This is a genomic window from Oryzihumus sp. (genome assembly GCF_054325275.1).
The window spans coordinates 1-7,419 of the sequence record NZ_JBTCWL010000110.1 but is presented as its reverse complement, the minus strand read 5'-3'; the positions used below and the strand labels follow the sequence as shown (position 1 = coordinate 7,419).

Annotated in this window: 9 protein-coding genes; 7 read left to right on the top strand and 2 right to left on the bottom strand. The window is 73.3% G+C overall.

Annotated features, from left to right (window positions below; all coding sequences use genetic code 11):
- On the top strand, nucleotides 1-996 hold a 996-nt coding region (locus ACXVGS_RS18355), incomplete at its 5' end, for a peptidoglycan-binding domain-containing protein (RefSeq protein WP_458537322.1).
- An 88-nt stretch (nucleotides 997-1,084) separates the two neighbouring features.
- Here ACXVGS_RS18355 and ACXVGS_RS18350 read toward each other — a convergent pair.
- Nucleotides 1,085-1,456: a DsrE family protein gene (locus ACXVGS_RS18350; protein ID WP_458532521.1), complete on the bottom strand. Its 372-nt coding sequence runs from the start codon at nucleotides 1,454-1,456 to the stop codon at nucleotides 1,085-1,087.
- A gap of 122 nt (nucleotides 1,457-1,578) precedes the next feature.
- Between ACXVGS_RS18350 and ACXVGS_RS18345 the strand changes: the two genes are divergently transcribed.
- From ACXVGS_RS18345 to ygfZ, 5 genes are all read left to right on the top strand, one after another.
- Nucleotides 1,579-2,076, top strand: a complete 498-nt coding sequence (locus ACXVGS_RS18345; protein WP_458532520.1) for an FABP family protein — start codon at nucleotides 1,579-1,581, stop codon at nucleotides 2,074-2,076.
- On the top strand, nucleotides 2,073-2,645 hold the full coding sequence (locus ACXVGS_RS18340; protein ID WP_458537321.1) for an arsenate reductase/protein-tyrosine-phosphatase family protein: 573 nt from the start codon (nucleotides 2,073-2,075) through the stop codon (nucleotides 2,643-2,645). Before ACXVGS_RS18345 ends, ACXVGS_RS18340 begins: the two co-directional genes overlap by 4 nt.
- A gap of 1 nt (nucleotide 2,646) precedes the next feature.
- Nucleotides 2,647-3,612, top strand: coding sequence for a hypothetical protein (locus ACXVGS_RS18335; protein ID WP_458537320.1), 966 nt, complete (start codon nucleotides 2,647-2,649; stop codon nucleotides 3,610-3,612).
- Between the two features lie 114 nt (nucleotides 3,613-3,726).
- Nucleotides 3,727-4,152, top strand: a complete 426-nt coding sequence (locus tag ACXVGS_RS18330; protein WP_141789558.1) for a Fur family transcriptional regulator — start codon at nucleotides 3,727-3,729, stop codon at nucleotides 4,150-4,152.
- Nucleotides 4,128-5,162 (top strand): CAF17-like 4Fe-4S cluster assembly/insertion protein YgfZ, encoded by a 1,035-nt coding sequence (gene ygfZ, locus ACXVGS_RS18325; protein WP_458537319.1) that lies wholly within the window; start codon nucleotides 4,128-4,130, stop codon nucleotides 5,160-5,162. The genes ACXVGS_RS18330 and ygfZ overlap by 25 nt, the downstream gene beginning before the upstream one ends.
- Nucleotides 5,163-5,172: 10 nt before the next feature.
- Here the strand turns inward: ygfZ and ACXVGS_RS18320 are convergent, their stop codons facing one another.
- The gene (locus tag ACXVGS_RS18320; protein WP_458530369.1) at nucleotides 5,173-6,615 is read right to left on the bottom strand and encodes a polysaccharide biosynthesis tyrosine autokinase; all 1,443 of its coding nucleotides are present in this window, start codon (nucleotides 6,613-6,615) and stop codon (nucleotides 5,173-5,175) included.
- Between the two features lie 166 nt (nucleotides 6,616-6,781).
- On the opposite strand from ACXVGS_RS18320, the gene ACXVGS_RS18315 reads away from it, so the two are divergent.
- On the top strand, nucleotides 6,782-7,419 hold a 638-nt coding region (locus ACXVGS_RS18315), incomplete at its 3' end, for a 3-keto-5-aminohexanoate cleavage protein (RefSeq protein ID WP_458537318.1).

Sequence of the window (7,419 nt, the reverse complement as noted above, 5' to 3'; positions counted from 1 at the left end):
GCTGCCTGCCTCGCGGTGCCTGCCGCGCCCGCCCTCGCGGCCCCGGTCGCCGCGCGCACGTCAGCGGCGAGCGCCCACGTCCCGGCCACGCTCCACTGGCACGACCACGGCCCGTCCGTCGCCCGCGTCCAGCGGATCCTCGGCCTGAAGGCCACCGGCACGTTCGACCTGCACCTGCTCCGCGCGGTGCAGAAGTTCCAGCGGGCCCACCACATCCGCCCGACCGGCAATGTCGGCCCGCAGACCTGGGACGCACTGCTCAAGGTGGAGAAGCAGCACACCGCCAGCTCCGCCCAGGCCAGGGCGCTGGCGGCCGCCAAGAGCAGGGCGGGGGCGGCCCTGTCCGACCTTGCCGACGCGCTCGACGTGGTCGGGTCCGGGGTGGACGCCGACAGTGGCCCCGACGGCCCGCTCACCGGCGCCGACGCCGTCGTGCTGAACAGGCGGCTGGACCGCGTGGACGCGCACGGCGCCGCGCTGTCCACCGCCCTCGGCAAGGCGACGGCCATCGGCTGGGTGAAGACGATCGGCGCCCGGGCCGACCACCTCATCGACGTGACCGGGGCCATCGGGACCCAGGCCGGCGGCGCCATCTTCCTGCACCCCGACCGGACCCTCTCGTTGCTCGACGCGGCGTGCGACGGGCTCGTCGAGGCCGCAGCCCAGGACCACCACCCGGTCGACCCCGCCAGGGAGTCCGCCGCCCGGACCGCCCTCCTCACGGCCATGCGCAACTACCTGACCGCCGCCGGCCCCTACGGGCGGCAGGCGTGGGCGATCGACCCGCTGGGTGCCGGTGCACCTGCCCGCATCGGCGCCCTCCAGGCCAAGGCAGACCGGCTGCCGCAGAACCAACCCCTCGAGACCGCGACCGAGAACTACCTGAAGCTGTTCCCGCTGCTGCCCGGCAAGTCCCTGACCGGCCTGCGGGCGGACGCGCACACGACCCGGTCCCACGCCAAGGCCACGCTGCCGACGCTGCGCTGGGTGCACTGACACCTGACAAGCACGACGACGGCCCCGGCTCACGACGAGCCGGGGCCGTCGTCGTGCGTGCCCGCCCGGGGCCGCAACGCCCCCGCCGTCAGTAGACGAGGGCCTGCGCGCCCTCGGCCATGACCTCCTCGACGAACGCCGCCGCCCCGCGGATCACCGCGCCCGGCACCAGGTCCTCCTCGGAGAGCGACCGGCGCGCCGCGCACTGGGTGCACACCGTCACCCGGCCCTCGGCGAGGAGGGCGTCACGCAGCTCGGCCAGCGACGCGGCATACGGCAGGTCGAAGGACTCGGCGCGCCCGGGCACCGCCAGCCAGCTGCCCTCCCCGGTCAGCCACAGGCTGACCGGCACCCCCGAGGCCAGCGCGGTCGAGGCCACGGTGAACGCCTGGGAGACGCGCTCGGCGTCCTCGACCCCGGCGGTGAGCTTGACGACGAGCGTGCGCGAGTGGGTCGACATGGGCCAAAGGCTACGATCTCCCCCGTGGAAGCCTTCTACCTCAGCCTGTTGATCGCCAGCGCGCTCGTCATCACGTGGTTCTCCGGCTACGTGGTCTACAAGCTCGTCCGCAGCTCGCGCTGATGCCGTTCGAGATCCGCAGCGACCTCCCGCCGGAGCTGCTGCCCCTGGCCTGGATGATCGGTCGCTGGGAGGGCGCCGGCGTCGTCGGCTACCCCACGATCGAGTCGGTCAACTTCGGCCAGGAGATCATCGTCAGCAACGACGGCCGCCCCTTCCTGGAGTGGCAGTCGCGCACCTGGCTGCTCAACGACGCCGGCGAGCAGGTGCGCCCCCTGGCCACCGAGCTCGGCTTCTGGCGCCCCGCCGGTGACGGCGAGGTCGAGCTGCTGCTGACGCACCCGACCGGGATCGTGGAGATGTACCACGGCACCGTCGAGCCGGCGAAGATCGAGATCCGCACCGACGGCGTCATCCGCAGCCCCCTGGCCAAGGAGTACAACGCCGGCCACCGCCTTTACGGCCTGGTCGAGTCCCAGCTGATGTGGGCCATGGACATGGCCGCGGCGGGACAGCCCCTGCAGAGCCACGCCTCGGCCCAGCTCAAGCGCGTCGAGTGACCGAGCCGGAGCCGGCGCGGGTCCTCATCGTCTGCACCGGCAACGTCTGCCGCTCACCGTTCATCGAGCGGGTCCTCGCGGCGATGCTCCCGGCCGGGTCCGGCGTCTTCGTCGAGAGCGCCGGCACCGGTGCCCTGGTCGGGTCGCCGATGGAGCCGCGTGCCGCGGCCCAGACCAGCCGGTATGCCGGTGAGCCGGCCGGGTTCGTCGCGCGCCAGCTCGTGCCGGGCCTGGTCGCCTCGGCGGACCTGGTGCTGACCGCCACCCGCCGGCACCGCGGCGAGGTGGCCACCCTGCACCCGCGGGCGCTGTCCTATGCCTTCACGCTGCGCGACTTCGCCGACCTCGTCGCCGACCTGCCGGCGCCGGACACGCGTGGCGGTGACCCTCGGTCCCGGGTCCGGGCGCTGGTGCAGGCGGCCGCGGCGCGGCGTGGTCTCAACCCGCCCCTGGAGGCCGCCGAGACGGATATCGTCGACCCGTTCAGAGGGGACGACGCGATGTTCGTGACGATGGCGCAGCAGGTGATGGGGTCACTCCCGGTGGTTGCGCGGGCGCTGGCCGGCTGAGGTGGCCCGCCGCGCCACGGTCCGTCGTGTCCTGGGCACGGGTGCCGTCATCGTCCTGCTGGTCGTCGACGTCGCGCTGGTGGCCCTCGCCCTGCAGCGTGACGACCCCACGCCCGCGACGCCGACCCCCGTCGTCACCCTGCCCGACCCGACCGACGAGCCGGACCCGGTCGGCAGCCCCGTGGACGTGACCCCCACGGCCAGCCCCAGCACCGCGGAGGCCCTGGCCCCCGCGCCGCTGACCCGTCTCGTCGTCGCGCTCGACGCGACCCACGCCTGGCGGGTCGAGGTCGGCGCCTGCACCGACGGCGGGTCCGCCGTGGCGACCAGCGCCGACGGCGGCAAGACGTGGGTGGGCCGCCGCAGCCCCCTGCGCACGATCACCCGGCTGCGGGCCAGCAGCGCCCAGGCGGCGTTCGTCATCGGCGCCGACGCGACCTGCTCGGCCGCCATGCGCACCACCACCGACTCCGGCCAGACCTGGACCGGCGGTGCCGGGCTGGACCGCTCGTGGTTCCGCGACCCGGCCTCCACCGTGGTCATCCACACCTCGCGCGGCCGCGCGGTCCGGCCCTGTCAGGGCGGCTCGGCGGTCATCGACCTGCTGCCCGCCTCCACCACCAGGGCCACCGTCCTCTGCGGCGACGGACAGGTGCGCAGCTCAGGCGACTCCGGCTCCACGTGGACCGCCTCCGGCTCGGCCACCCACGCCCTGGCCGCGGCCTCCGACCAGGGCACCGACACGTGGGTGGCCCGGCCCGGCGCCGACCAGGGCTGCGCCGGCATCACCATCGTGCGCGCGTCCCGGCCGACCGCCGTCGTGGGCTGCGCCGCGGTGTCCCTGGCCGGGGTGTCGCCCGGCTCGGTCGCCCTGTCGGCGGCCGGGTCCAGCGGCTGGCTGCTCGTCGGCGACCGCACCCTGCGCTCCTCCGACGGCCTGAAGACCTGGCACGCAGTCGGCAGCTGAGGTCGGGCCACCCGTTGCGCAGGTTGTGGTCGTTGAGGGCAGCCCGAGGCCTGCCCTCCACGACCACAACGTGCGCAAAGTCAGGTGACTCCTCGCGCGGGTAGTCTCGACGCCATGGTCGATGTCGGTGAGTCGCTGCGCGCCAAGGGCATGCGCATGACCCCGCAGCGGGAGCGGATCCTCGACGCGGTCCGCCGCCTGGGTCACGCCACGCCCGACGCCATCGTCGAGGCGGTCGGCGCCGACGGGGGAGCGCCGCTGGCGCCCTCGACGGTCTACCGCAGCCTGGAGGTCCTCGAGGAGCTCGGCGTGGTCTCCCACACCCACCTCGACCACCGCTCGCCGACCTGGCACCTGGCCGACCACGCCGACCACCTGCACCTGGTCTGCATGGGCTGCGGTGCGACGATCGAGAGCGACGTGGAGCACGCGAGCGGGTTCGCCGGGAATCTTCTGGCCGCCCACGGCTTTGTCGCAGACATCAAACACATGGCGATCCACGGATGGTGTGAGCAGTGCTCGAAGCAACGTCAGCAGTGACGGCCAGCCCCCTGCTGGGCCGGCCCGGGGCCGTCGAGGCCGACGGACCCGACGCCGGGGTCGCGGCCCACTACGGCGACCCGCTGCGCGAGCAGCGGCTCCTGCGCGAGGGCCTGGCCGTCGTCGACCTGTCCCACCGCGGCGTGGTCACCGTCACCGGTCCCGACCGGCTGTCGTGGCTGCACTCCCTGACGACCCAGCAGCTCGTCGGTCTGTCGGCGCGCCGGTCCACCGAGTCGCTGATCCTCAGCCCCAAGGGTCACATCGAGCACGACCTGCACCTCGTCGACGACGGCGAGACCACGTGGATCACGGTCGAGCCGGGCACCTCCGCCGCCGTCGCCGGGTGGCTGGACTCCATGCGCTTCATGCTGCGGGTCGAGGTCGCCGACGTCACCGACCGGTATGCCGTGCTCGGCGAGCCCGTGCGCGCCGAGTCCGTGGAGGGGGAGCCGCCGGCCTGGTGCGACCCGTGGCCGGACATCGTCGGTGACAGCACGGCATACAGCGCGGTCGAGCGGCACCCGGGGGCGGACCGCGCCTGGCGCGAGCTCATCGTGCCGCGGGAGTCGCTCGAGGCGGCCGTCGCGGACCGGCCGCTGGCCGGCGTGTGGGCCGCGGAGGCGCTGCGCGTCGAGGCGTGGCGCCCGCGGCTGGGCTTCGAGACCGACCACCGCACCATCCCGCACGAGGTCGACTGGCTGCGCACGGCGGTGCACCTGCACAAGGGCTGCTACCGCGGGCAGGAGACCGTCGCCCGGGTGCACAACCTGGGCCGCCCGCCGCGCCGGCTGGTGTTCCTGCACGTCGACGGGTCCGGGCACACGCTCCCGGCCCGGGGCGCCGCCGTCTCGGTCGACGGTCGCGACATCGGCTTCGTCACCTCGGTGGCCCGCCACTACGAGGACGGCCCGATCGCCCTGGCGCTGGTCAAGCGCAACGTGCCGGTCGACGCGACCCTGAGCGTCGAGGGGCTGGCCGCGGCGCAGGAGGTCATCGTCACCCCCTGAGCGCCCGCTTTCAGGTGAGCGAGCGGTCCTTGTCGCGGGTCTCGCGGGGCTCCCGGCTGCCGCTGCGCAGGTCGAGCTGGCGCTCGGGGTCGCTGATCGAGGCGTAGCCGTCGCGGTAGTAGCTGTAGGCGTCGGCACCCTTGGTGGGCACCTTGTTGAGCACCATGCCCAGCACCCGGCCGTTGACCGCCTCGATGCTGGCGATCGAGCGGGACAGCTGCTCGCGGGTGGTCGAACCGGTGCCGACGACCACGACCGTGCCCCCGGTGACCGTGGACAGGACGGCGGCGTCGGTGACCGGCAGCAGCGGCGGGGCGTCGATGATGACGTAGTCGAACTTCGCCTCGAGCTGGCGCACCACCTCGAGCATCGCGGTGGAGCCGAGCAGCTCGCTGGGGTTGGGCGGGATCGGCCCGCAGCCGAGCACCCACACCTCGGTGTTGGCGAACCGCTGGAGCACGTCGCCGAGGTCGGCCTGGCCGATGAGCACGTTGGTCAGGCCGACCGAGCCCTCCATGCCCATGTAGTCGAGCATCCGGGGGCGGCGCAGGTCGCCCTCCACGACGCAGACCCGCGAGCCGGCCGCGGCCAGCGTGATGGCCAGGTTGGCCGTGGTCGTCGTCTTGCCCTCACCGGGCAGGGACGAGGTGAACACGATCGAGCGCGGCTGGTTGGCGGCGTCGACGAACTGCAGGTTGGTGCGCAGCGCCCGGAACGCCTCCGCGCGGGGGCTGTGCGGGTCGGCCTGCACGATGAGCGGCCGCTTCGCCGCGTCACTGTCCCAGGCGATGCCGCCGATGACGGTCGCGCCGGTCACCTGGGCGACGTCCTCGTCGTTCTTGATCGAGGTGTCCAGCAGGTCGCGCAGCAGCGCCAGGCCGAGGCCGACGAGCAGGCCGAGCACGACACCGAGGCCGATGTTGCGCACCGGCTTGGGGCTGACCGGGGACGTCGGCACGGTCGGGACGCGCATCACCGAGACCTTGACCGGGCTGGCGTCCGTGCCCTGGCCGCTGCTCGCCTCGATGCTGCGCACGGTCTTGGGGAACTGCTTGCCGAGGGCGTCGGCGATGCTGGCGGCCCGCTGGGGGTCGGTGTCGTCGACGGCGACCTCGATGAGCACCGTGTCCAGCGGCACCGTGGCGGTGATGTTCTTCGCCAGGGAGTCGGCGTCGGTCTTGAGCCCGAGCTGCTGGATGACCTGGTCGAGCACGACCGGCGAGGTGATGACGTCGGCATAGGACTTGACCCGCTGCTGCGTGAAGCTGCTGCCCTGGAGCAGCTGGGTGGTGTCCGAGCCGCCGGAGGTGGAGACGAACAGCTGCGTCTGGGCCTCGTAGACCCGGGGGCTCATCGTGGTGACCGCGGCCGCGCCGGCGATGACCAGCAGGGTGGCTGCAGCGATGACCCGCCACCGCTTCCGGATGACGCGGATGTAGTCGTGCAGCTCCACGGGTGTCTTCCCCTCGCCGGTGTTGGCAAAACACGGTCTTGCGTGGCACCGCTCCTGACGCTACAGCGGCCGCGCAATCCTGACATATCGACGACGCCCGGACGGGCTGTTCGGGCGGCGTGGCTGCGGCAGTTTGCCGAGCCCTGACCGGTGGTTGGATGTGCCCATGGTTGGGACCCTCATCACCGTCGCGCCCACGGGCGCCGAGACGGCCAAAGCCGACTGCCCGCAGCTGCCGACGACCCTCGAGGAGCTCGTCGAGACCGCGATCGCCTGCGAGGCCGCCGGTGCGAGCCTGATCCACCTGCACATCCGCGACGCCGACCACCAGCCGACGCTGGACCACGGGCTGCTCAAGGCCTCGGTCGAGGCGCTGCGCGAGCAGACCTCGCTGGTCATCCAGCTCTCGACCGGTGGCAGCGTGCACGACGCGCTCGAGCAGCGCTTGACCGTGCTCGAGGCGGAGCCCGACTCGTGCAGCCTGACCTGCGGAACGACGAACTTCGGCGACGACGTCTTCCTCAACCCGTGGGGCTTCATGAACCAGCTCTACGTCCAGGCCCAGGAGCGCGAGGTCGTGCCCGAGTTCGAGCTGTTCGACCTCGGCCACGTGGCGGCGCTGCGCCGGCTCATCGACACCCACGGCCTGCCCTACGGCGGCAAGGTCCACGTCGACTTCGTCACCGGCGTCCCCGGCGGCATGCCGGGCACCACCGCCGCGCTCATGGCCGGCGTCGCCGCCCTCCCGGAGGAGGTCACCTCGTGGTCGGCCACCGGCATCGGGCGCACGCACCTGCCGATCGC